The organism is Anabaena sp. EIM26, from assembly GCF_057568715.1.
The window spans coordinates 3608260-3631602 of the sequence record NZ_CM172472.1; the positions used below are offsets into that span (position 1 = coordinate 3608260).

At 38.4% G+C, this 23343-nt stretch carries 17 protein-coding genes and 2 pseudogenes; 9 read left to right on the plus strand and 10 right to left on the minus strand.

Going from position 1 to position 23343, the window contains the following annotated elements:
• Positions 1-76: 76 nt before the first annotated feature.
• Entirely contained in the window at positions 77-3115 is a 3039-nt protein-coding gene (locus AC012T_RS15720; protein ID WP_487059734.1) for an Eco57I restriction-modification methylase domain-containing protein, read from the minus strand.
• Between the two features lie 58 nt (positions 3116-3173).
• Positions 3174-3296: a hypothetical protein gene (locus AC012T_RS15725; protein WP_487059735.1), complete on the minus strand. Its 123-nt coding sequence runs from the start codon at positions 3294-3296 to the stop codon at positions 3174-3176.
• A 533-nt stretch (positions 3297-3829) separates the two neighbouring features.
• Here AC012T_RS15725 and eno point away from each other — a divergent pair.
• Positions 3830-5119 (plus strand): phosphopyruvate hydratase, encoded by a 1290-nt coding sequence (eno, locus tag AC012T_RS15730; RefSeq protein ID WP_487059736.1) that lies wholly within the window; start codon positions 3830-3832, stop codon positions 5117-5119.
• Positions 5120-5239: 120 nt separating this feature from the next.
• Here eno and argC read toward each other — a convergent pair whose 3' ends face one another.
• Positions 5240-6298 (minus strand): N-acetyl-gamma-glutamyl-phosphate reductase, encoded by a 1059-nt coding sequence (gene argC, locus AC012T_RS15735; protein ID WP_487059737.1) that lies wholly within the window; start codon positions 6296-6298, stop codon positions 5240-5242.
• A gap of 256 nt (positions 6299-6554) precedes the next feature.
• Between argC and ribBA the strand changes: the two genes are divergently transcribed.
• Positions 6555-8228, plus strand: coding sequence for a bifunctional 3,4-dihydroxy-2-butanone-4-phosphate synthase/GTP cyclohydrolase II (gene ribBA / locus AC012T_RS15740; RefSeq protein ID WP_487059738.1), 1674 nt, complete (start codon positions 6555-6557; stop codon positions 8226-8228).
• A 58-nt stretch (positions 8229-8286) separates the two neighbouring features.
• On the opposite strand, the pseudogene AC012T_RS15745 reads toward ribBA, so the two are convergent.
• From AC012T_RS15745 to AC012T_RS15755, 3 genes and pseudogenes are all read right to left on the minus strand, one after another.
• A pseudogene (locus AC012T_RS15745) lies at positions 8287-9303 on the minus strand (IS701 family transposase); the annotation flags it as partial.
• A gap of 181 nt (positions 9304-9484) precedes the next feature.
• Positions 9485-9764, minus strand: a pseudogene (locus tag AC012T_RS15750) (transposase); the annotation flags it as partial.
• 81 nt (positions 9765-9845) lie between these two features.
• Complete coding sequence (locus AC012T_RS15755; RefSeq protein ID WP_487059111.1) at positions 9846-10871, minus strand: IS630 family transposase; 1026 nt, start codon at positions 10869-10871, stop codon at positions 9846-9848.
• A gap of 292 nt (positions 10872-11163) precedes the next feature.
• Between AC012T_RS15755 and AC012T_RS15760 the strand changes: the two genes are divergently transcribed.
• Positions 11164-12399 carry a glycosyltransferase gene (locus AC012T_RS15760; RefSeq protein WP_487059739.1) on the plus strand — a complete coding sequence of 412 codons (1236 nt, stop codon included), beginning with the start codon at positions 11164-11166 and terminating at the stop codon, positions 12397-12399.
• Between the two features lie 5 nt (positions 12400-12404).
• Here the strand turns inward: AC012T_RS15760 and AC012T_RS15765 are convergent, their stop codons facing one another.
• Together AC012T_RS15765 and AC012T_RS15770 are read right to left on the minus strand one after the other, a co-directional pair.
• Positions 12405-12959 (minus strand): 3'-5' exonuclease, encoded by a 555-nt coding sequence (locus tag AC012T_RS15765; protein ID WP_487059740.1) that lies wholly within the window; start codon positions 12957-12959, stop codon positions 12405-12407.
• Between the two features lie 3 nt (positions 12960-12962).
• Positions 12963-13394, minus strand: coding sequence for a hypothetical protein (locus tag AC012T_RS15770; RefSeq protein WP_487059741.1), 432 nt, complete (start codon positions 13392-13394; stop codon positions 12963-12965).
• A gap of 101 nt (positions 13395-13495) precedes the next feature.
• On the opposite strand from AC012T_RS15770, the gene petN reads away from it, so the two are divergent.
• The 5 genes from petN (at position 13496) to AC012T_RS15795 (ending at position 18671) form a co-directional block, all read left to right on the plus strand.
• The gene (petN, locus tag AC012T_RS15775) at positions 13496-13582 is read left to right on the plus strand and encodes a cytochrome b6-f complex subunit PetN (RefSeq protein WP_013189847.1); all 87 of its coding nucleotides are present in this window, start codon (positions 13496-13498) and stop codon (positions 13580-13582) included.
• Positions 13583-13589: 7 nt separating this feature from the next.
• Complete coding sequence (locus AC012T_RS15780) at positions 13590-13751, plus strand: hypothetical protein (protein WP_487059742.1); 162 nt, start codon at positions 13590-13592, stop codon at positions 13749-13751.
• A 444-nt stretch (positions 13752-14195) separates the two neighbouring features.
• On the plus strand, positions 14196-15770 hold the full coding sequence (locus tag AC012T_RS15785; protein ID WP_487059743.1) for a glycosyltransferase family 39 protein: 1575 nt from the start codon (positions 14196-14198) through the stop codon (positions 15768-15770).
• Between the two features lie 425 nt (positions 15771-16195).
• Positions 16196-18271 (plus strand): GAF domain-containing protein, encoded by a 2076-nt coding sequence (locus AC012T_RS15790; RefSeq protein WP_487059744.1) that lies wholly within the window; start codon positions 16196-16198, stop codon positions 18269-18271.
• Between the two features lie 190 nt (positions 18272-18461).
• Positions 18462-18671, plus strand: a complete 210-nt coding sequence (locus AC012T_RS15795) for a hypothetical protein (protein ID WP_487059745.1) — start codon at positions 18462-18464, stop codon at positions 18669-18671.
• 115 nt (positions 18672-18786) lie between these two features.
• Here AC012T_RS15795 and ftsH read toward each other — a convergent pair whose 3' ends face one another.
• Positions 18787-20721 (minus strand): ATP-dependent zinc metalloprotease FtsH, encoded by a 1935-nt coding sequence (gene ftsH, locus AC012T_RS15800; RefSeq protein ID WP_487059746.1) that lies wholly within the window; start codon positions 20719-20721, stop codon positions 18787-18789.
• A gap of 93 nt (positions 20722-20814) precedes the next feature.
• Positions 20815-21483 (minus strand): DUF1614 domain-containing protein, encoded by a 669-nt coding sequence (locus AC012T_RS15805; RefSeq protein ID WP_487059747.1) that lies wholly within the window; start codon positions 21481-21483, stop codon positions 20815-20817.
• Between the two features lie 642 nt (positions 21484-22125).
• Here AC012T_RS15805 and AC012T_RS15810 point away from each other — a divergent pair.
• Positions 22126-23241: an AI-2E family transporter gene (locus AC012T_RS15810; protein ID WP_487059748.1), complete on the plus strand. Its 1116-nt coding sequence runs from the start codon at positions 22126-22128 to the stop codon at positions 23239-23241.
• The last annotated feature ends 102 nt before the right edge of the window (positions 23242-23343 follow it).

Below are 23343 nucleotides of genomic sequence, written 5' to 3' on the forward strand. Positions count from 1 at the left end.
TTTGCAAGTCGCTGGGTAATGAATATTTAATACCAGCAAACTGTTAGACATTATCAAATCACAAAAAATTGGAATTTCATGTTTTTCCTTCTACAATCTTAATCTCTTCCGCAGTGAGTGTATATAGTTGATATACAATTTTATCAATCTGTCGGTCAGTTGCGTTAATCTGCTTTTGTAAAATGCTTTTATGGTTTGGCGTTCTTGCGTTTGCTAATTGCTGATGTAAACCAATCACCTGATTTACAAGTTGCACCATTCTTTCATGAAGCGATTGATCATTAGCATCTAAAAAATTAATAGTACGAATAGGTAATTTTTCCATGTACTGATAAATTAGTCTATATCTATATTCACCAGCACGACTTCCAAATGGAATGCTAATACAACTGATCGCAAACCAGGCAAGTTTACTATTAAGAATGCCAAGTAAGTAAAGATCATCTGTGCCTAAACAGTAAGCAGTATTTGCTATGTACGTCCCTGTTGTATCTAACGAAAAACGTGGATATTTAGCAATATCAGGATAGATAATTTTAGGAGAATCTAGCACTTCGTAATAATCACATGAACGCAACTCCCACCAAAATTGCCCCTGATCCTGTCGAAGTTTAGCTGCATCTATATAGTATTCTAAGTGCTGGGCAATAGGTGCATGATTGTCTTTGAGCCAGTTCCAAGCATATTCTTCTGAAATTGTAAGGATATTTTTATTGGATTTAGTTATCTGTTTTGCAGTCCAACCGTTAGGAATGACAATCAAATACCTTTTGGAATTACTGACGAAGTAACGCCGTATATCTTGTCCTCCTAAAAACTCCTTAATAAGAACTTCACAATGCGGTGAATTTTCAATAATTTCCGTTCGTTTATATTTGCTGAGTTCAAACGCTTCATTTAATCCTGTCTTGATACCGTAGAAAATTCTCTTTTCAATATACTCACCAAGCTCAATACCACGATATTTAATCTTTTCAAAAACTGCCATGTGAGATTCACTATCAAGTGACCAAGCTTGCGAAACAAAGCGGGAAATAGGAATAGAGTATTTTTGTTGATCAACGTAGTTTGTTAATTCTAAATTTTTAAGAACCTCAATTTTGCAAACTTCAACCTGTTCAGGCTGAGATTGTTTTCTGAAAACTGGAATACAAACATATGTATCTTTGGCCTTTGTAAAAACAGGAAGACCACCAAAATCAACGAACTGAAGTAAGGCTACAGTGTTACGAAGATATTGACGCAACGGGGCAGCATAAGTTGTTCGTAAAAAGCTACTCGATACAATGATGCTGAAAATGCCATCAGAACGCAGCAGTTTTAAACCTTTTTCAATAAAAAATACATACAAATCGGCAACGCCACTATAAGATGTATAATGCTGTTGCAAGTAATCCTTAAACTTCGCAAGTGATTCTTGACGGACGTAGGGTGGATTTCCAATTACTGCATCAAAACCGCCAGCTTTGATAATGTCTGCAAATTCCTCTTCCCAATCAAAAACATTGATTCGATAACGTTCTTCTTCATCTAACAAACTTAACTGTATATTATCGTAATAATCTGATTCGACCAGAGAATTGCCACATTTGATATTACTGCCTAAATCTGGTAATGCTCGTTCTTTAAATAACTCAAGCTGTCTAGAAACTGTTTCTTGAGATTCACCTTCTAATACTTTTAGCAATAATGATAATTTAGTAGTTTCTACTGCTTGATTATCAATATCTACTCCACAAATATTGTTCAACAAAATGCGTTTTTTCTCAGCAGAAGTTAGTGACCAATCTCCACTTGAATTTTGATAAATTTGCTTTTTATATTTGTTGATGCCCAGAGATACATATTGATCTCGATGCCAATCTAGCAGATATTGATAAGCACCAATTAAAAATGAACCTGATCCACAAGCAGGATCAATGATTTTTATCTTTTCCGCTTGTTTAGGTGTTTTGCCTTCTAGAAGCTTCCCAACAGTATTTTTAACAATGTAATCTACAATATAATTTGGTGTGTAATAAACACCACCAGCTTTTCTGACTTCTGGTTTATCTTCGACTATAGCACTATGGTTAGAAGTGAGGATAATTACTTTGCCTAAAAACTGCTCATAAACTTGACCTAATATTTCAATAGGAATAACAGAAAACTCGTAAGGGCTATCAGGATAGTAAACGCTTTTGATAATTTCTTGAAGTGGTTCGTCGCTAATCTTCAGATTTAGGGTTAATTCATCTGGCAGTTCAGGACGGTCTTTTTCTATGCGAAAATGGAATAGTCCAGAGTTGTATCGATCATCAGCCTGATAGAAAATTTTAACAAGTTCTTTATAGACATTCTTGCTATTTTGTAAACTCATTAACAGTCCATAAGGCTCAATTCCTCTGTCTTCGCAAATTCGCAGAAAGATCAGGCGGTTGATAGTCATCTGCACTGCAAAATTTAACTCACGCTGTTTCAGTTCAGGATTTTGCAATGCCAAATCAAGTGCCAGTATTTCCCGCCAAGACTCAATCTCTTTCAAGAAAGCAGCATCAACAGTAGTACTACCTTTTTTTACCTTTATTGATTCAGCATACTCATCTAGAGAACCTGTAATAACCGCCTCACGGGAAAATAGAGAGTAAATTTCATCCCAGCGTTCAGCATATTCTGTATACTTAAAATAAAGAATTCGAGCAGTTGAAGCTTTATCATTCTTTACAGGTTGAATGCGACAGTCGTAAACAGCGAATTCTTCAAAATCTGTCAAAATACTGATGGGTAAACTAGCAGACCATCCATAACGTCGGAGTTGATAAGCAGAAGTAATATCATCTTTGAGATTGACGGAGGGTTTCTTAGCCTCAACAAAAAACTTGCGCTCTTTACCAATGCGAAAACAATAGTCGGGAGCCTTAGTAGATCCATTAATTTTAAGTGCATACTCATGGATAACTTCTTTATAGCTTTCGGCTGTACCTTTTTCATTATCAATATCCCAACCCAGAGCTTTAAAGAAGGGATCAACAAACTCACGTCGTACTTGAGTTTCATTATATTTACCTGAGCGATAAGCACTTTCGTTTTCTTGAAAACGCTCGACCAACTCAATTACTTTGGTAGGAATAGCCATATTTTTATTTGATGCTAATTTAATTGGGTGTCGATATTTTTCAGTATATAGCCATAATTTATTCCCAATGGAGTGCGATCGCTCTTACCTCAATTTTTCCATGTATATACATTAAATTTCCCCCCAGTTGTGCGCTTACGTCTGGGTGATTTATGCCTTGTACCTGAATACTTGTCACCATGTATATCTTTTCTATTACTGGTGATTAAATTAACTAGATTATCAATCAAACGATCGCTCTCTAGCCACTTTAAATTCATTCAGAGCGATAGCGAAGCGCTCCGTAGGAATAGCATTTCTTAGGCACTGAAATTTCCTAATCATAAACTCTACTTCGATGTGCAATAATAACAAACATTAGTCTGAAGCAGGATTTTCAGGATTTGAGGATTTTCAAGATTTTATATATAAATATTAAAAATAGCCATTGATGTATTCAAGATAAGTAAATTATCAATAAATTATCCTGTACATCCTTTAATCTTGTAAATCCTGATTCAGACAAATTATAACGTAATTAGCTGTGATTGCAGATGTAGTAGTAATCTGTGTTTTGTTTCTTACCCAGTAAAGCAACTCCAAGCCTTCGCTATTGGAAATCTTCTTTAATGTCAGGCGATTTTGCCTCGGAAACGCCTATGCTAACGATTGGGTTAGGACTAAACTGTAAAGTCTTATCCCTTAAACACCATAGAAACGAAGGACAAAACACGAATGACTGCATTTCTAGATACCGCTATTGAAGCAATTGTATCCCGCGAAATCCTCGACTCACGGGGTAAACCAACAGTGGAAGCGGAAGTACATTTGGCTAATGGTGTTGTCGGACTAGCACAGGTTCCCAGTGGTGCGTCTACTGGCACATTTGAGGCTCATGAACTGCGGGATGATGATAAAAGCCGTTATGGAGGTAAAGGGGTACTCAAGGCGGTGCAGAACGTCAATGAGGTGTTAGCACCAAAATTGTTAGGTTTGGATGCTCTCAACCAAGAAGCCTTAGACAGAACGATGATCGCTTTGGATGGTTCACCTAACAAAGCCAATTTGGGTGCAAATGCAATTTTGGCGGTTTCCTTGGCTGCTGCAAAGGCTAGTGCTGAGTCTTTGAATGTTCCCCTATATCGCTATTTGGGCAGTCCTTTATCAAATTTGCTACCTGTCCCTTTGATGAATGTGATCAACGGTGGAGCGCACGCTTCTAATAACGTTGATTTTCAAGAGTTTATGATTGTACCTATTGGCGCTCCTTCTTTTAAGGAAGCTTTGCGCTGGGGTGCGGAAGTTTTTGCAACTCTCAGCAAGGTATTGGATGAAAAAGGTTTGCTGACTGGTGTAGGTGATGAAGGCGGTTTTGCACCTAATCTGGAATCTAATCAAGTGGCTTTAGAATTGCTAGTAGCGGCGATTAAAAAAGCTGGTTATAAGCCTGGGGAAGAAGTGGCTTTGGCTTTGGATGTGGCTGCGAGTGAGTTTTACAAAAATGGGCAATATGTCTATGATGGCAAACCCCATGCACCAAGTGAGTTTGTTGATTATTTAGGACAATTGGTTGATGAATATCCAATTGTGTCTATTGAAGATGGCTTGCATGAAGAAGATTGGCAAAATTGGCAATTACTAACTCAGAAGTTAGGCTCAAAAGTGCAGTTGGTTGGTGATGATTTATTTGTAACTAATGCTACTCGCTTACAAAAAGGCATTGAGCAAAAAGCAGCTAACTCAATTTTGATTAAGTTGAATCAAATTGGTTCGCTAACTGAAACTTTGGAAACCATTGATTTGGGAAATCGCAACGGTTTCCGGTCAGTTATTAGCCATCGTTCTGGTGAAACTGAAGATACTACGATCGCTGATTTGGCTGTGGCTACTCGCGCAGGTCAAATTAAAACCGGTTCTCTCTGTCGTAGTGAACGGGTAGCAAAATACAACCGCTTGCTCCGGATTGAGCATGAATTGGGCGATCGCGCTGTTTATGCTGGTACAGTTGGTTTGGGACCGAAGTAGGTGACAGGTGACAGGTGACAGGTGACAGAAAGAGGCAGAAGTTAGAAGGTAGAAGAAAGATAAATAGTCTTCCCCCTGTTCCCTGTTCCCTGTTCCCTGTTCCCTGTTCCCTGTTCCCTGTTACGGATAAAATCCGACTTTTGGCAACCCCAAGGTTTCATCCCAGCCCAGCATGATGTTCATGCACTGAATTGCTTGTCCTGCTTGACCTTTAATTAGGTTGTCGATGGCTGACATGACGATAACGCGACCTGTGCGAGGGTCAACTTCTATGCCTATATAGCAAACGTTACTACCGCACGCCCATTTGGTTTGGGGATAAATGCCGCTATTACAAATTTTTACCCAAGGGGAATTACGGTAAAAAGCTGTGTAAATTGTAATTAAGTCGTCACGGACTAATCCAGGATCTCGCAGTGAGGCGTAGACAGTTGCCAAAATTCCCCGCACCATAGGAATTAAATGGGGTGTAAATTGGACTGTTACTTCATGTCCGGCTAAATCGCTGCAAATTTGCTCAATTTCTGGGGTGTGGCGATGTCTGCCAACGTTATAAGCACCGAGGGAGTTATCTGCTTCGGCTAATAAGAGGTTAACTTTAGCTTGTCGTCCACCGCCAGATGTACCTGATTTAGCGTCAATAATGGCTGTTTCGGGGACGATTAAGCCTTGTTTGAGCAGTGGGGAAAGTGCCAGTAAGCTGGCTGTGGGATAGCAACCGGGACAGCCTATAAGTTGAGATTCGGCGATGCGATCGCGGTACAATTCCGGTAAACCATAAACTGCTGTAGCGGCAACAGTGCGATCGCTTCTTTGTGTACCATACCAATTTGTATAAGTTGCCAAGTCACTGAATCTATAATCTGCACTCAGATCCAGTACTTTGCATCCTTTCTCTATCAGTTGAGGAGCAATTTCGCAAGCTAGACCGTTGGGTAAGGAAAGAAAGACGACTTCACAACGACTAGCAATTATTTCTGGGTCTACTGCTTCAATTTTTAAGTCAACTATATTACCAAAATGGGGGTAAAGATCAGCAAATGATTTGCCGGCGCTGCTTTCACCACCTAAATAAACCAGTTCAACTTCTGGATGATCCATTAGGAGTCGGACTAGTTGGACTCCGCCATAACCTGACGCGCCAACAATCCCAACTGGTACGCGTCTTAAATTACCCATGATCTGAAATCCTTATCCGATGAATGTTAATTCGTTCTTAGCTATCCACAATATCAGGAGTTTAGGAGTATGGCTTACGCCACGCTATCACCATCAAAATAAATATTCTCCCATTTTCCCAATCCCCATTTTCAGCATTAAAAATTTTCGTCATTTTATTGAATCGTTGCTCGTCTAGTTCCGTGTCCAATAAAGAGGCTACAATTTATAATAAGAAATTGTAAAAAAAATTTACGTTGGTAGCTGGAAATTTTCTGTGTCACAGCCTAAGACTAGCCAAGCTTTTGAATTTGATTCGATAGATGCCGCTTTGGCCGACCTCAAAGCAGGTCGTGTCATTGTGGTAGTAGATGACGAAAATAGAGAAAATGAAGGCGATTTAATTTGTGCCGCCCAATTTGCCACACCTGACATGATCAATTTTATGGCAGTGGAAGCTAGAGGGCTAATTTGTCTAGCCATGACAGGCGATCGCTTGGATGAACTAGATTTACCATTAATGGTGAGTACTCTAACAGATACTAACCAAACTGCCTTCACTGTCAGCATTGACGCTGGACCTCATCTAGGTGTCTCCACCGGCATTTCAGCTGAAGACCGCGCCCGTACTATCCAAGTCGCTCTTAACCCAGCCACAAAACCAGAAGAGTTACGCCGCCCTGGTCATATTTTCCCACTGCGAGCCAGGGCAGGAGGTGTGCTTAAAAGAGCCGGACATACGGAAGCAGCAGTGGATTTATCTCGATTAGCTGGATTGTATCCCGCCGGGGTCATTTGTGAAATTCAAAACCCTGATGGTTCTATGGCGCGGTTAACGGAGTTAGTACAATATGCCCAAAATCATAAGCTAAAAATTATTAGCATTGCCGATTTAATCAGTTATCGTCTCCAAAACGATCGCTTGGTATATCGAGAAATTGTTACCAAGCTACCGAGTCAATTTGGTCAATTTGATATTTACGGCTATCGTCACACCCTAGATAATACGGAACACGTTGCTATTGTCAAAGGAGATCCCGCAACTTTCCAAGATGATGCAGTCATGGTGCGAATGCACTCAGAATGTCTAACAGGTGATGCTTTGGGTTCTCTGCGTTGTGATTGTCGAATGCAATTGCAAGCAGCATTAAAAATGATTGAATCTGCTGGTCAAGGTGTTGTTGTCTATCTGCGACAAGAAGGGCGAGGCATTGGTTTAGTTAATAAACTCAAAGCCTACTCTTTACAAGATATGGGACTGGATACAGTGGAAGCAAATGAGCGTTTGGGCTTTCCTGCTGACTTGCGGGACTACGGTATGGGGGCGCAAATGTTAATGGATTTAGGCATTAAAAAAATTCGCCTGATTACCAATAACCCCCGGAAAATTGCTGGTGTCAAGGGTTATGGTTTGGAAGTAGTAGATCGTTTACCCTTGTTAATTGAGGCTAATGATTACAATTCCTATTACCTAGCGACTAAAGCAAAAAAATTGGGGCATATGTTGTTACAAAGTTATCTGGTGACAGTGGCTTTGCATTGGGAAGATGACCCCCAATTAGTAATCAAACGCTATGAAAGGTTAGAAAAACTGCGTCATTTAGCGAAAACCAATGATTTATTATTACAGGAAGAAGCTCGTCCATTAGCGATCGCACTATTTGATAAACCATCTTTAACTGTACACTTGGGTTTTGACCAAGCCAACGTGGCTGAATCAAATTGGTATCAACAAAATGGTCATCCATACCTGCAAGCAATCTGCCAAATTCTCGATGAACTAGTCAACTTACCCTACATCCACAAGCTAGAATTTCTTATTTCTGCCGGTAGTGATCCCTTGAGTAATTTGCAAGTACAACTAGATCGGCAGCATTTCACCCATGATATACCGCCATCATCGTTGAGCGATCGCTTGGAGACACAGCAAATTTACAGCTTTAGTAAATAAACTTGCCTCATTTTCACTACATTGATAAAGCCTGTAGGGGCGGGGAAAACCCGCCCTCCATTGTTGGCAGATTCGTTAAAATATACCAAGGTTCTTTGGGTCCCTTATTTCTATATTTTCTCTTCCAATAAACAGCAATATTAAATAAGCCTAATTCATCCCCTTTACCACATTTGACTCCCTCATAAAACTTTGACATTCCTGGCTTAAATCCTTGGTTTTTAAGCAATTGATATTCTTGTCCTGGGTTTTCCTGAAAATGAAGGTCTTTTTTCTGACGTAGAGCAAAGTATACTCCTTGCTCATCAAGCCATTTAGCGAGTTTTGGACTATGAAACTCTCTGTCTGCTAATACCACAATCCGACATTTTTTCAACAGCTTTATCGCTGTTTTTATTAATCTTTTTTGTGTTTGTAAATTACTATTTCCTACATATTCATCCAATTTTCTTATAAATTGGCTACTTTCACCATATAAACTATCTGCCAGTACCAGTTCGATATTAAACCCCTCTTCAATTAACTCTGTAATTATTTCTGACGCTAACTCTATTTTAGTTTTATATTTATCTCCTGCTTTTAGCGTCCCTTTTGGTTTGAATACTTTTACACTTAATGGAAAAGTTATATTAGAGTACACTCCATAAGCATTGACCGAAACTATTCCATTATCAACTTTTCCTACACTTCCTAAATATTGTCTCGCTACATAATCAGTCTTTTTACCTTTCTTTCTATCTCCGGTTTCATCTATTACTACTGTTATCGCCTGACCATTCAATGCTTGCTTAACTTTATTTAATCTTCGTTGTTTTAATTCATCCACTGACCAATTTGAATTAGCTAGGAAATGATGTAATGACTGGGCTGAGTTTATACTTACTACCTTCGCTATCTCTGGTAATGACTTCCTTTTTATCCCTGATATGATTCCCAAGTGTAAATATTTGAAGCACTCATAATTTCTTACTTCCTTAAATAAGTCTTTATACTCTGCACAATATTCATCTATGATGGCAACTGTTGGGTGAGCATCTCTTGCTAAATGTTTCAGGATTTGTAACTCTACATCCATTGCCCTACTTACCTTTCAGGGTTTTCTTTTTTTATTCTTTTATTCAGAATACCCGGAAAGTGACAAAAGAGGGGTAAATATAGATTTTTAATGTGAATTTATTAGCGGTTGTTGTTAACTGCAAATGACTAAATGTGCCAGGGTTAGCGCATCTCAAAACTTATTGACAAGAGGATTCTACTCAAGGAGAATAGTTTGCTATGGATGCGGCTAATACAGAAACCATGTATTGATCATTCATCACAGATCGTCTTGATTTTTGTCGAATACTACGACGAAAAGTTGGTTCTCGGTCTAAGGCATTGAGGGCAATGCGACGTAATAAAGCAAAGTTTTGTGGACTGTGCATAGAACGAATTCGAGATTCATCTGCTCTTTCAGAGAGCCGCTTCGCGAACATGGAAAGTGACATCCAATGTCCAATGAACAGAGTTTTCAATCCCCCAATGCTGTCGAATCGCACTACCAATTTTGTTAGCATCAACCCTGCTAAATGTGCTGGGAATAAATGCCTAACAAGTGTTATAGCAATCCTAAATCATTCATGAGAAAACACCATACTCATAAAGTTTTGGAAAGTCAAAAATTTGACAATGAATGGATAACTCAAATAACGCCTTGACTACAGTAAAAGAATGACAGAAAAAATAAAACTCTCTAATTAATCGTTTTGCTTGTAGCCAAATATCTTCTACAGGATTCTGTTGTGGTGCATTCGGGGCAAATCTCAAGCAGGTAATCCACCATTGTTCTTTTTCAAGTTCACGATTTAATGAATCTAGATAATCTTGAATTTCTTGTGAACGATGATAACTTGCACCATCCCAAATTATTAAAAGTTTGGCTCCAGGTCGCTGTTTTTGAAGATATTCTAAAAAATTAATTGTGTTTTTAGAGTCACCTTTTTCAGCTTTATACGTGAGAAATTCTTTGGTTTTATAATCCAATGCACCGAAATATGTTTGTTTATCACGAGCATTTACTACTGGTATTGTTACTCGTTCACTAGTTTTCCCCCAAACATACCCTATTATATCCCCCCAAAGTAAATGACATTCATCTACCATGAACACAACTAGGTCTCCTGTCTCTATTTGAGGCCGTCGCGTCTCCAACAACTCACAAATCTCTTTTTTTTTTGAATCTACTAATTCTTGGTTATATTTTGGATTATTTGCTTGAGTTTTCTTCCAACTAATACTGGCAGCATCAAATAAATCGTAGTAACTTTGTTTTGAGGAGAATGTTACTCCATATTCTGAGGCAATATAGTACTCTAATTCATTTAAAGTCCATCTGTCTTTGGTTTGCAACCATTCCATTACCTCGGCACGTTGAAGCTCATCTAGAAAACCTTTACTTCCTTTATGCCCTAGTTTTAACCCTTCCAGCCCCAGTTTAAAAAATGCTTTTTTATAGGTACTAATGAAGCCAGATGAGACACCTAATATTGGCATTATCTCTTCATGCTTGTATCCACATAACAGCATTTTTACTGCTGTAGCTCGCTTGATTTCACGTGGCTCTTTATTATTTTTGATAAAATCTTCTAATAATTGTATCCACATCACCACACCTGCACCTTGGTTTCAAACGTTACTTTTAAGCTCTCTCCGTATTTTCTCATGAATGATTCCGGATTGCTATATTTATGTAATAACAGTATTTAAATATAAAGTTACGATAAACTAAATGAAAATACTGGCACAAAAAACTTTTCCAATACTTCACATTAGAACTGCACAATTGCTAAGAGGATAGAAAGGATGTATAAAAAAGTATAGTGTATCCAATAGGGAAAGACTGTTTCAGTAAAAAGTAAATTTTTACACTTACACTTAAGTATCCAAGTTTGAATTTATGAATACCAACTCGTCGAACTCTCTGTTAGCAGTTCCCACTGGCGTATTAAAGATTTCTGAATATCCACCCATTGATGTGACTGTAGATCAGCCAATTTTTCTATCTCTAGTTATTCCTACGTATAAAGAGCGTGATAATATCGGAAATGTAGTCAATATTTTAAGTCACTTACTGGATGAGGCTATTCCTGGTAATTATGAACTGATTGTGGTGGATGATGATAGCCCAGACCGGACTTGGGAAGTAGCACAATCACTGATGCCAGATTACCCCCAATTGCGAGTGATGCGACGAGAAGAGGAACGGGGACTGTCTTCGGCAGTAATTCGTGGGTGGCAAGCAGCTACAGGGCGTGTTTTAGGTGTAATTGATGGAGATTTACAGCATCCACCAGAGGTGTTGATGCAACTTTTGGAGAAGATAGAAGATGGGGCAGATTTGGCTTTAGCCAGCCGTCATGTAGATGGTGGTGGTGTTAGTAGTTGGAGTGTGATTAGGCGCTTTTTATCCCGTGGGGCGCAAGTGTTGGGATTGATTATATTACCAGGGGTGCTGGGAAGAGTGTCTGACCCGATGAGTGGTTATTTTATGGTTAGGCGGAGTGCGATCGCTAATGCCACACTTAATCCTGTAGGTTATAAAATTCTTCTAGAGGTGATCGGCAGAGGAAAAGTGGGTGAAATTGCTGAAGCTGGTTATGTCTTCCGCGAACGGACGGAAGGCGAAAGCAAGGTAACATGGAAGCAATATTTAGAGTATATCCATCACTTAGTTCGATTACGGGTATCTACTGGACGTATAGGAAAAATTAGAAGAAAAGTTAACTTTCCTGTGCAGCGATTTCTCCGTTTCGGTGCAGTGGGATTTAGTGGGGTATTTGTTGATTTAACAATATTTCACGTAATGCGTACCGTGATTAATTTGGGTTTAACTCGTAGTACAATTGTGTCTGCTGAAATAGCAATTCTCAATAATTTCCTCTGGAATGATTTGTGGACTTTTGGTGATATTTCCCGCAAACAGATAGGAAATCGGCAGCGTTTTAAAAGATTCTTAAAGTTCAATATGGTCTGTTTAGCGGGGATAGTTATTCAAACTTTAGTAGTTAATTTCCTTTTCAATAGCTTGGGTATGAATCAGTATTTAGCTAAGTTAGTAGCGATCGCAGTTGCCACAATCTGGAATTTTTGGGTTAACCTCAAATTAAGCTGGCGGGTAACTGAGGTAAAATAATTAAACTAACCAAATTTTCTAGTTTGCATATATCTGTAGATAGCTGCAATATTACGGGCATCATCAATCCCTCTATGATGTGTACCTTGTAATTCCATGCCTAAATGGTTAAGGGCTTGCGCCATACCAAACTTATAAGATACACCTAAATATTTGGAAAACTCTGTTTTGATATTTCTGTGTTCAGAACCAAAAGGATAGGGGACATTATGAAATTTACAATCTTGGATAAATTGCGTTTTGTCGTAATTACCCCAAGAGCAGAATATATTATTAGGAAATAAATCAATCCATTCTTTAAACTGGGGAATTACCTCTATAAATAGAGGTGCTGACTCAACTTGTTGCTGAGTAATACTTGTTAATTCCGTGCAGAAAGCTGTAAGTTGGGGATGTCGAACAGGTTGGATAAATTGTTGAAACTCAGAATCAATCTCCCAGGTTTTTCTATTCAGCATTACCGCACCAATTTCGATAATCTCCATTTCGTGACGCGGTATACTACGTTGATTACAGCAAGTAGCTTCCAGATCGACTACCAGAAAATAATTATTACTCATAAATTATGAAAAGGGTTTGAGCCAACCTAGTAAAATAGCTGTATCGAGAATAATAGCGGCAAAGTTAAACCATAATATACTTTCTCCTGCAAATATCAAGAAAGGCAAAATGGTATCAGTATAATTCCAGCCCACTTCTATTTGAGTTAATCCCCGCACCAAACCAAAAGCCCAAATTCCACCAGTTTTCAGGTGAGGATTTGTATCGGTGCGGATGATATAGCGGTAGGTGACACCAAATAGAAATCCAGAAAACCCTGCAATCGCACCACTAGCTAATACCTCTAAATTTAACTCCTTAGTAACAAGTATCGGAAGATACTCAGTTAGCACAGACCCATTGAAAAGACTGGTGATCAGGAAAGCTAAACCCAGAGATATACTACCCATGATTCCCGCTTTTACCGATTCTAACCGTTCTGCCATTAGTTCCATAATTTTGCCAAATCTGCTATCAAGTCCATTAACGAATCAACTGCCTTTTCCCGGTATGATAAATATTAGAGCCGTTTTGTAATTATTTGAAAAGTGGAACTATGATTTTGACACTGGGTTGGGTATCACTTTTGGTTGTGTTCACTTGGTCGATTTCAATGGTAGTTTGGGGACGCAACGGACTATAGAGGAATCGTGGAAAGTCCATTTTTGAGTATTTTGGCTTTGGTTGCCGTAGTGCTGTTAGTGTCAGTTACAGGCGGTGTCGTTTATTTGACATTAGCAGATTGGCGCGATCGCCGTCGTCGAGAAGACGAAACCCGCGAACTTAGACGCAGCACTGGTAAGCGACGATGACGCTATTACAGCTCACAGCATACTGTTTACAGGCTTAAAAAACCTGTATGTGGGGAAACGACTCAGATTGTTTCCCCACATATTTTTATGTACAAAAACTATACAAAAACCAATAAAATACGGAATTTACGTTGTAATATATAGGACTCCTATTTGATTTTTGAAAAAACTCTGTACACCTAAATTCTCTGAAACCCTTTTGTATGGCTACACCAATAATTTGCAGATGTCAAACCGGATTCCTGTAGAGTGATCGCGCTCACTTTATAAAAAATCATGGCGTGAAAGGCATTAACGTAGATTTATTGTTATTTGCTATAGCACTAGTATAATATTAAACAAAAGTTTTTGTGGCTTTTGAGTTGTCGTTATGGTTTTCCATAACCATGTTAAATCAGCCCCCTCTCTTTAATCTTTTTATTTTGGGAAAAATATTGTTCTACTATGTCACAATCAAATCGAGTGATTCCTGGAGAGTTTATATACATCTCAATCATTTTATTAATTGCCGCCTTACTAAGAGTCCTATTTTTAGGAATTATTCCAAATGGTTTTTTTTGTGATGAAGCTTCCAATGGATATGACTCTTACTCCATTCTTCAGACACTACGCGATCAACATGGTAATTTTTTACCTTTATTTGCCAGGGCATTAGATGATTATCGCCCTTCCATGTATATATATTTAACAGTTCCTTTTATAAAAATTTTTGGACTTAATGAGTTTGCTACCCGATTACCTGCTGCTGTTATAGGAACAGGAACTGTTTTAGCTTTATATTATCTAGCTAAAGAAATTTTTAATAATAGAGTTGCTTTAATTTGTGCTTTTTTATTAGCAATCAGTCCTTGGCATATACAGTTTAGTAGAATTGCTTTTGAAGCCATTCTTATCCCTTTACTCTTCACTTTAGGAGTTTTGTTTTTTGTTAAAAGTTTTAAACAATCAAACTATCTAATTTTAAGTTCTTTATTTTTTGCTTTAAGTCTTCATACTTATCAAGCAGCAAGAGTTTTTGTTCCTTTGTTCTTACTGGGAATAGTAGTGATATACAGGAAATATTTGTGGAGAATTAAAAAGCAAACATTAATCGCTGTTATATTATTTTTATTGATTTTTATACCACTTTTTAGCTTTTGGATATCACCAGAAGGAATGGCAAGGGCTAAAGGAACAGGAGTAGAAACTAATCCATTGCTTATTTTTCAATACTATTTATCTTACTTCAATCCAAAATTTCTGTTTTTAAAGGGAGATTACATTGATCGCCATAGTCCGGAAGGAATTGGAGAACTTTACTATTTTGAATTAATTACAGTTCTAGTTGGCTTATTTTACATAGCAAAAGAAAACAGAACAGAAAAATTTATCCTCCTATTTTGGCTATTTCTGTATCCTATACCCGCTGCTCTGACAACACCAGAACACGCACTGCGGGCAATATCAGGTGTCACCATCTTCGCTATTTTTTCTGGCTATGGTGTTGTTAAAATAATTGATTTTTTAGATTCAAAACGCAAAATATTGTTGGTAACAACTATATTTATTTTAGTAGCGAGTCTAGGCATTTTAGGAAAACGATATTTTTTAGATTATCCAAAGTATACTACCAGTGAATGGCAATATGGAATGAAAGAAGCTATTACCTATGCCGAAAAAAGTAATTATGATTGTATCGTAGTTAGTAATCAGCTTTACCTCAAAAAATGTGGTTCAATTCACGTATTTATTCCTTTTTATACTCAATATCCTCCTCAAGAATATCAAAAGTCACCTGTTGATCCTGTGAAGAGGAAACAACTTTTTCTAGGGGAAGGAGATTACTCAATTGGTAAGTATAATATCCTTTCTATCTCTGAACAGGAACAATTAAATACAAAATGCTTGTTTATCCTTCAAATAGATGAAGTAAAAGCAACCACAGCACGAGGTTATCAATGGAAAAAAGTTCATACAGTTAAAGATAGTCGTGGCATTGAATATATTAATCTCCTGGAAATTAAGGATGGAGGCATTTAAAATCATTAGGACTTACGCAAGTGTCACACTAAAAATCTGTTGCCGGGTGCGTCAGATATCAACAATCTGTTTATTCGCAGGATTCATGCAGTCTTAAGCACCCTACTAATGTGCCAGTTGCGTAAGTCCTGAGCATCAGAGAATGCAAACTACGATTGCAGGTAAGGATAAGACTCATACCATTTCTGGATTATAGCTTGCATGGCATAGCCTTAAATGCGCCTATGATATTTCTGTAAAAATAGACATTGTAGGGGCAATTGGGCAATTCACGAATTGTCCCTACGTAAATAAAGCGCAGCTTCACATGAAATTAGTACCAAATCGTTGACTCACGTATTTTTATGTACAAATACTCTACAGCCACCAATGTTTAATATTTATTGTTACCCTAGAAAATAATTATATTGAGAATCCTGTGGGAAATGATACAATCGACATCCCAAAAAAAATACCAGCCAGATATGACATTTTCCCTCGATCAGGGTGAAAAACAAAAAACTCTGTCTAGAGTAATTGCCCAAATTCGTGAGTCTTTAGATATAAACACTATCTTCAAAATTACAGTTACAGAAGTCCGTCAGTTGCTTAACACAGATAGGGTTGGGGTGTTTCGCTTTTATCCTGAATTGGAAAGGGAAGGCGAATTTATCTATGAAGATGTAGGTGCAGAATCAGTTTGCATCTTGACAACTAAACTGTATAACCACTGCTTTGCTGGGGAGTTTACCAAACTTTATCGGGAAGGAAAAATTCAAGTAATATCGGATATTTATCAAGATGTTACTAGTGATTGCCATGTGAAAATTTTGGAAAAATTTCACGTTCGTGCCAATATAGTTGTCCCCCTGATGAAATGTAAAGATTTATGGGGTTTGCTATATATTCATCAGTGTAGTGGATCACGGGAATGGAAAGCATCAGAAATTGAATTTGTGCAATTAATTGCTGAACATCTAGGAGTTGCCTTACAGCAAGCAGATTACATAGAACAGATGAAACTGCAATCTGCACAACTCGCACAAGCTAAAGCCAGAGAAAAAGCAGCAGAATGGCAAAAAACTATAGCGATAACCATCGAAAAAATTCGCCAGTCGCTGGACTTAGAAGACATTTTCCGCACTACTACCGAAGAACTCAGAAAGTTACTGAATAGCGATCGCGTCGCTATTTATCGCTTCAATCCTGATTGGAGTGGTGAATTCGTATTTGAGGCTGTCACTGAGGGTTGGGTTACTCTCATGGAAGAACAGTTACAACGACCAGAATTAGGAGACAACATCAGCGAATGCAAATTAAAAGATTTAATTGAACCTTCTACTGATACATACCTACAAGATACAGGAGGTGGTCGGTTTACTAAAGGTGAAGTATATCGTGTTTGTAATGATATTTATCAAGCCGGATTTAGCGACTGTTACATCAAAGTTTTAGAAAGCTATCAAGCGAAGGCTTATGTAATTATTGCTATCCTTTATAAGCATAAAATTTGGGGCTTATTAGCAGTTTATCAAAACACAGAAACCCGCGATTGGCAAGAAGATGAAGTCTACTTACTCACCCAAGTTAGTTCACAATTAGGTGTAGCTTTGCAGCAAGCAGAATTGTTGAAACAAACACAGCATCAAAAAGAGGAAATTACCAAAACTCTCAAGGAGTTACAGGAAACTCAAAGCCAGTTAATTCAAAGTGAAAAAATGGCTGGTTTAGGACAACTAGTAGCTGGGGTAGCTCATGAAATTAACAACCCGATTAGTTTTATTTATGGCAATATACCCTATGTTAATAATTATGCTCAAGATTTACTAAAATTTATACGTATTTACCAAGAAAGCTATCCTCAACTAACAGCAGAATTCAAACAGCAAGTAGCATCTCTAGATTTAGATTTTATTGCTGATGATTTGCCAAAAATGCTAAATTCCATGATGAGTGGGGCTAACCGTATTCGTGAATTAGTTCTTTCATTAAGGATTTTTGCTCGCCTTGATCAAGCAGAAAAGAAGCCTATTAATTTACATGAAGGCATCGACAGTACACTTTTAATTCTTCAAAATCGACTACTACAAACAGAAACAAATTTTCCAGCCATTCAAGTCATTAAAGAATATAGTAATTTACCAACCATATTCTGCTATGCAGCCCAGATAAATCAGGTGTTTCTGAATATTATCAATAACGCAATTTGGGCATTAGAAAAATCAATGGCAGGTGGAAAATTAACTGACCAGCCGAAAATTTGGATTCGGACAAAACTTACAGGACAAGATTCTGTTTTGATTTGTATTGCTGATAATGGTTGTGGCGTTGAAAAAGGGATGGAATCACGGATTTTTGAACCTTTCTTTACTACGAAAGAACCAGGAGAAGGTACTGGGTTAGGTTTATCTGTGAGCTATCAAATTATTGTAGAAAAACATGGTGGTCAAATTAGGTGTGTTTCTGAAGCTGGTAAAGGTTGTGAGATTTGGATTGAAATTCCCCTAAAAATTTCAAGTTAATAATAAAAGAGGAGTTGTCATTTAGCTAAACCCTTGGGCATACTGGTGAGATAGATATTTATTAGACAAAAGCGTGAAAATTAAATGTGCGTTTCCTAGAACCGTTGTAGAGACGTTCCATGAAACGTCTCTACTTTTCAATTCCTATGTCTATTAATTGCGATAGTGCCGTCTGTGAGGTAATTTAGACATGAAACGATATATGCCTTTGATACTCATTGGCTTTCTACTGTTTGTGGCAGGAGGAGATCAGGTGTTACCTGGTGCTTTAGGAAAAGCCAGTACTCAGACTCGTACAGCTATGAACAACTTTGCTCTTAACCTGTTTCCCTCTTGGCGACCAAAGACAAAACCCTACGAACGGACAGAGAAAGAGATACAGAAATTAGAAAAAAAATAGAACTAGCAGTCAAAGAACTTTTTAGCTGGTTGAGTTTTGATGAAAAAAGAAACACAGAAGAAAATCTCCGCAAACCTCGGCGTTACCTCTGTGTTTCTCTGCGTTTCAAAAAACTCTAAACCAAAAGTGTTTGCAGCAAAGGTTTATCACTATCTAACTTACCAGTCCGCAACCATTCACCCATGTCAGCGGGTGCTTTTGCTTGGGTAATACGTTCCCGTAAATAGACACCTTCCAGGATTTCTTTTTGCAATAATTCCTGGGCAATCTCTTCTAGTAAGTCGCGGTTATATTGGAGAATGCTTAAAGCCATATGATGGGCATTATCTAATATCTGCTTAACTTCTCGGTCAATTTCTTCTGTCATTTGGGGACTAATTGAACGTCGAGGATTGCCGTAACCTTCAATAAATTGCTGTTGAACTTTTTCAAAGGCAACTGGACCGAGTTTATCGCTCATTCCATAAATTGTAATCACGCGTTCTGCTAAATCAGTGGCTTTTTGAATATCGTCAGCAGCACCAGTAGAGACTTTACCAAAGACGATTTCTTCGGAAGAACGCCCACCTAATAATGTGGCAATGCGTCCGCGAATTTCGTCTTCTATCATTAAGAAACGGTCTTCTTCTGGCATTTGAATTGTATAACCTAAAGCACCGACACCACGAGGAACAACAGAAATTTTCTCAACTTTGCCAGCACCGGGCATTAATGCACCAACTATGGCGTGTCCAACTTCGTGATAAGCGACGGTTTTTTTCTCGATTTCATTCAAGACACGAGAACGTTTTTCTAAACCGGCAACTAAACGTTCAATGGCTTCGTTAAAATCTGCCATGAGTACTGCTTGACGATTATTTCTCGCGGCTAATAATGCGGCTTCATTAACTAAGTTGGCTAAATCTGCACCAGCAAAGCCAGGTGTGCGAGTGGCAATAATTCCTAAATCTACATCTTCGGCAAGTTTGACGTTTCTAGCATGAACTTTGAGAATTGCTTCACGACCAATTTTATCCGGTCTATCGACGACAACTTGACGGTCAAAACGACCGGGACGACGTAAAGCGGGGTCAAGAACTTCGGGACGGTTGGTAGCAGCGATGATAATTACACCGGTGTTAGCGTCAAAACCATCCATTTCGGTGAGTAATTGGTTGAGGGTTTGTTCTCGTTCATCGTTACCACCGACGAAACCACCAGGTCCACCACGAGATTTACCTAAAGCGTCTAATTCATCAATGAAGACGATACAGGGGGCTTGTTGTTTGGCTTGTTCAAATAAATCGCGGACTCGTGCTGCACCGACACCAACGAATAATTCGATAAATTCGGAACCGGAGATGCTGAAGAAGGGAACACTGGCTTCTCCTGCGATCGCTTTTGCTAGTAATGTTTTACCAGTACCAGGAGGGCCAACTAACAACACACCTTTGGGAATTTTTGCCCCTAAGTTAGTGTATTTGGTCGCATTTTTGAGAAAATCAACGATTTCTTCTAGTTCGGCTTTGGCTTCATCTACACCCGCCACATCTAGGAATTTTACCCCAGTACTACCTTCAGAATAAATGCGGGCTTTGCTTTTACCTACTGTCAACGCTGCGGGGCCACCAGCTTGACGATTCATTAAAAAAGCCCAAATCCCAAAGAAAATTAATGGAGGAGCGACCCAACTCAATACCGTGCCAATCCAGGCGTTTTCGGCTGGTGGTGGTGCGGCAAATTCGACCTTATTCTCGCGGAGAATTTTCGGTAAATCTAAATCAATGGCGACAGGTGTGGTTATGAATACATTTTCAGCAGTTTTACCTTCAGGGGTTGGGGTTTTGATAGAATATTCGATGCGATCGCTCCCCACAACCGCTTTATCTACCTTACCAGCTTCTACCTGAGCAATAAAATCACTATAGGGAACTTGTGTTGATTGAGTCCCAAACAAACTCGGAACTATCAAATTTAACAACAACAACAGAGTCAATAAAATTAAAAAACTCCCACCAAACTGCCGGATTTTCGGTGTTTTCATTTGCTTATTATTAGTTTCAACAGGCATATTTTTACCTCAATTAAATTTGGTAATGGGTGATTAGTGATTGATGATTGGATTATTAAACCTTACATTCTTCCTATTCCCTATTCTCTGTTTTCAAGTTAATAACAAAGCAAATAATCCACATAGAGCAATACCATCAAATACACCAGCACCACCAATACTCAACACACCAGAACTCATAGCTTGAATATCTTTTAGATGTAACAAATCAGCACCAATGACCGTACCTAGAACACCACCAGCAAAAGCTACAGGTGCAGCATGAGTTGAGGCTATGAGCATGGCAGACACAGCCGCACTTAAAGGAGCAAGCAATGGATTCATTTGAATGCCAATTCCCGGTACTACCTGAGCTGCGAAGTAGCTGACAACAGTGACAATGGCTGTAACTATCAGAATTGCCAGCGTATTTCCCTGAGAAAATTGGTATAATGCCAACGCTACAGGTATTAATCCACCACCCACATTTAGAGCTACCACGGTAGAACGTTGTATTTTCCTTAACGGAATACCCCAAAATTCCCTTAACCACAGTGCAGCAAATTCATCCGCTACTTGAAAGGGAGCTTCTAAGCGATAAAGGGGAATATTGATTGTACTAGTAACAATTACTAGCAGCAATAATAAAAAGGCAATATTAGGAGAAAAACCCAACTTGGCTACTGCAATTTCTACCACGTCTACTGCTACAGCAAACCAGATAAATGGCAGCAACAGCAACAAAGCGATAAATAACAGTAATGAAACTGGTAGATAAATCATAGGTGTGAGAAAATAGAATTAATTGGAAGTTACAGCATCCAATCCAGCCTTTTGGCAATTTACCAGCAACTAGAGAATGTGATTATTCCCATATTTTCGAGAATTTAATTTTGGTAGGGATTCAGGATACAGAATGTTTGATATAGCAGGGAACAGAAAAAAAATATTCTTCTTCCTCCTGACTCCTGACTCCTGACTCCTGACTCCTGACTCCTGAATTCTTACTAATTTTGTTGTGTATGTTTACAGCTACAAAATCAAAACAAGTAAATTTTTGTATCTGATACCTATTGTAGAAACTGAATCGTGCAGTTTAAATTCGTGTATACCCCACCAAAAAAATGTGTATTGCCGTACCGAGATGAAAAATCAACTAGGCTTCTTGCTAAAACTACTTCTACTCTCAACTGTAATATCATTTTCGATTAAGTATGTTGGTCCGATGTTTTTGATTCCACAAACATCAACAAACGCGCTAATTCTAATTTTATTGCCTACTATAACTATGATCACTATCCTACTTTGGCGAATTCCAGCACAGAAACAAAATTAACTGAAAATCTTCAGGGAAAACCCTTAAAATCAGCTAACCTAGCTACATAGCTAGAAAATTTTATCACAGTCAGCTTTGGGAGTTAGTGTGTGAAACTTGGTCAATGGATTGGTTTAATTGCCTTAGTCATATCATTATATATATTGTGGCAACTACGGGAAGTACTGTTACTGATATTTGCTGCTGTTGTTTTAGCAACTGCCTTAAATAGGTTAGCTCAACGTTTAGAAAGCTTAGGGATGAAACGTGTCCTTGCTGTTGTTCTGTCAGTAGCTCTCTTTTTCGCTGGTGTAATTGGCTTTTTCTGGCTGATTGTGCCACCCTTTGCCCAGCAATTTCAAGAACTCACTTTACGAGTTCCTCAAGGGTTTGAACGCATTAATGATTGGATTGACGAACAGAGAACTCATATTCCTGACCAATTAGTACCTTATATCCCCGATCTTAACGGTTTAATTTCCGAAGCACAGCCTTTATTTAATCGAGTATTGGGCAACTCTTTTGCCTTTGTTTCTGGCTCTTTGGTAATTGTCCTGAATATTCTCTTGGTGCTAGTTTTAACAGGAATGTTTTTAGCCGATCCTAATGCTTATCGTAAAGTATTTATACGGCTGTTTCCCTCATTTTATCGGCGACGAGTAGAGGGAATTTTAGCCAAGTGTGAAGCTTCATTAGAAGGATGGGTGACAGGGGCTTTTATTGCTATCTTTGTGGTGGGATTGATGAGCTTGGTGGGCTTGTCAGTTTTGGGGGTAAAGGCAGCTTTAGCACTAGCAGTTTTAGCGGGATTTATGAATTTAATTCCTAATTTGGGGCCAACTATGAGTGTAGTTCCAGCAATGGCAATCGCTCTTTTGGATTCTCCTTGGAAACCTGTTGCTGTCTTAATTCTCTACTTTTTTATTCAACAAGCTGAGAGTAATTTTATCACCCCTGTAGTCATGGCACATCAGGTATCTTTATTGCCAGCATTAACCTTAATTTCTCAGTTATTCTTTGTTACTTTCTTTGGCTTTTTAGGATTATTGTTAGCACTACCTTTAACTGTTGTCGCTAAAATTTGGATACAAGAAGTATTAGTTAAAGATGTTTTGGATGAATGGCGGCATAATCATCAACTAGATAATGAATTAGTGATGGTTTATGAATCTACTGATATCAACAATATTCAGGAAGTGGAAGTTACAGGAAAGGATGAAGAGTAATTAGACATAGAAGTAAAAAGGATTGTAGAGACGAGAATCCCTACTCATGGAACGTCTCTACAAAAGTTCTGGATAACGCATATTTAAATTCAGTCGATGTCT